Raw genomic sequence first — 1,908 nt, forward strand, 5'->3', positions numbered from 1 at the left:
ATTTCAGTTCATAGAACCTCCCACATTCTCAGGCTTAGCCTGTCGCAAGAAAGACTTGACCCCGGTTTTCCAGCTTTCTTTCCCTGATAACCACTAACTTGCTACGATTAAAAGCTCATACACCTCTATGTCAGCACACCATGCCGAACAACAACGACGATATTCGCTGGATACAGCGGTTTGATAACTACCAGCGTGCCCTGGATTCTTTGCAGGAAGCCGTGGAGCTTTCACAACAACGCGCCCTGTCAAAACTGGAGCAGCAGGGATTGATTCAAGGCTTTGAATTCACCCATGAATTGGCCTGGAAAACACTGAAAGACTTCCTGGATTATCGGGGAATTAGCGGTGTAATGGGGTCAAGAGATGCTGCAAGGGTAGCTTTCAGGGAAGGGCTGGTGGTTGATGGCGAACTCTGGATGGAAATGATAAAAAGTCGTAACCTCACATCACATACTTATGTGGAAGCTGTCGCTAATGACATTGCTAAAAAAATTCTGGATCAGTATTTTACGGCTTTCTGCGAGCTAAAAGTAACGCTGGCAAACTGGCTGGATGATAGTAACTGATGGCCAACCGATTTGGATTAAAGGAACAAACCATAACCGCCATTCAACAGGTTATGGCGGCCTTTCCACAAGTTGATCGTGTCATCATTTATGGGTCGAGAGCAAAAGGCACTTATAAACCAGGCTCAGATATCGACCTGACCTTATTACCGTCCAAAGAGGCAATACTGGACTTAACAATCCAATTCAGGATTGAAGAAACACTGGAGGAGCTGATGCTGCCTTACCAGTTTGATCTATCCATTTTGGCAAGCATTGACAACCCTAATTTGTTGGATCATATCAAACGGGTTGGACAGGTGTTTTATCAGCGTTGTGATTCGGGATAAGCCGGTTTTTTGAACGTCATGAATCAAGGTTTGATCCCGGTTTTTCATATTTTTTTTCGTCAAGAATCAAGACTTGACCCCGGTTTTTCGGTTTTTTGACCCCGGTTTTTGTGTATTGGGTTGATCCCGGGAGATTGTCGGACTGTTGTTAACATTGAAAAGGGGAATTTGAGGCAGGCCTTGCATTGTGAAAATATCTTCTTTTTATTTTTATAAATGACAAAAGTTGTTCAAAAAGAAAGACCCCCGGTTTTTTCCGTTTTTCTTTTCAGTTTAAGATTTAATGAAAGTACCAGTTCACCGCAAACACACTGAGAATTGTAGTAATTAATCCACCAAAGGTAATCCAGAATTGACGGGAGATAGCTGCGATTTCAACCCTAAGGTTGCTATCAACCCGATCTATCTTGCTACTCAACTCAAAATAGCGAGAGTCAGTTTTCAGCTGTGTTTGCAAAATAGCTTCTTGCATTACCAGTAAGTCCTGTTCAGTAGTGATATTCTGGTATCGAACTGTACAACGTGTAATAAGGGTGTTGGGTTACATTGTGCATAATGAATGACCTGACCCCATAAGCAGTGGCAAAGAGGTTCAACGGCATGGAACAACAGGATTATTTGCAATACATAGAAACCGACTCAGCCAAACGGTGTGGTAAGCCCTGTATCAAGGGTACAAGAATAACGGTTATCGATATTCTTGAAATGCTGGCTGAGGGGATAAGCACTGATGAAATCCTGACAGACCACCCCAACCTGCAAGCGGTACAGATAAAAGCAGCACTCCTTTATGCTGCGAATACCATAAAAGGTGCAGCCTGTGCTGCTCCTTGATGAAAATCTTTCACCCCGGTTGATAACACGAATAGAACCCCAGTTTCCGAAAAGCCTGCATATTATTCATGCAAGCCTGGACAACTCTCCGGATATTGAATTATGGAGCTTTGCAAAAGCTAACCTGATTACCACTGATCGTACGTCATGATACAGAGAAAGTTTATTTAAGAATA

The 1,908-nt window shown here is 42.9% G+C and carries 5 protein-coding genes; 4 read left to right on the top strand and 1 reads right to left on the bottom strand.

Translation table 11 applies throughout. The annotated features are described in order from the left end of the window. Positions 1 to 140: 140 nt before the first annotated feature. Positions 141 to 569, top strand: coding sequence for a nucleotidyltransferase substrate binding protein (locus tag KDK14_RS15650; protein ID WP_257266108.1), 429 nt, complete (start codon positions 141 to 143; stop codon positions 567 to 569). After that, positions 569 to 898 carry a nucleotidyltransferase family protein gene (locus tag KDK14_RS15655; protein ID WP_257266109.1) on the top strand — a complete coding sequence of 110 codons (330 nt, stop codon included), beginning with the start codon at positions 569 to 571 and terminating at the stop codon, positions 896 to 898. The genes KDK14_RS15650 and KDK14_RS15655 overlap by 1 nt, the downstream gene beginning before the upstream one ends. Before the next feature lie 280 nt (positions 899 to 1,178). Here the strand turns inward: KDK14_RS15655 and KDK14_RS15660 are convergent, their stop codons facing one another. Further along, complete coding sequence (locus KDK14_RS15660) at positions 1,179 to 1,370, bottom strand: hypothetical protein (RefSeq protein ID WP_257266110.1); 192 nt, start codon at positions 1,368 to 1,370, stop codon at positions 1,179 to 1,181. Positions 1,371 to 1,498: 128 nt separating this feature from the next. On the opposite strand from KDK14_RS15660, the gene KDK14_RS15665 reads away from it, so the two are divergent. Next, positions 1,499 to 1,732, top strand: a complete 234-nt coding sequence (locus tag KDK14_RS15665) for a DUF433 domain-containing protein (protein WP_257266111.1) — start codon at positions 1,499 to 1,501, stop codon at positions 1,730 to 1,732. Beyond that, positions 1,719 to 1,883 (top strand): DUF5615 family PIN-like protein, encoded by a 165-nt coding sequence (locus KDK14_RS15670; RefSeq protein ID WP_257266112.1) that lies wholly within the window; start codon positions 1,719 to 1,721, stop codon positions 1,881 to 1,883. Before KDK14_RS15665 ends, KDK14_RS15670 begins: the two co-directional genes overlap by 14 nt. Positions 1,884 to 1,908 lie beyond the last annotated feature (25 nt).

The sequence above is a fragment of the Endozoicomonas sp. ONNA2 genome (assembly GCF_024606365.1).
Taxonomy (GTDB): Bacteria; Pseudomonadota; Gammaproteobacteria; order Pseudomonadales; family Endozoicomonadaceae; genus Endozoicomonas.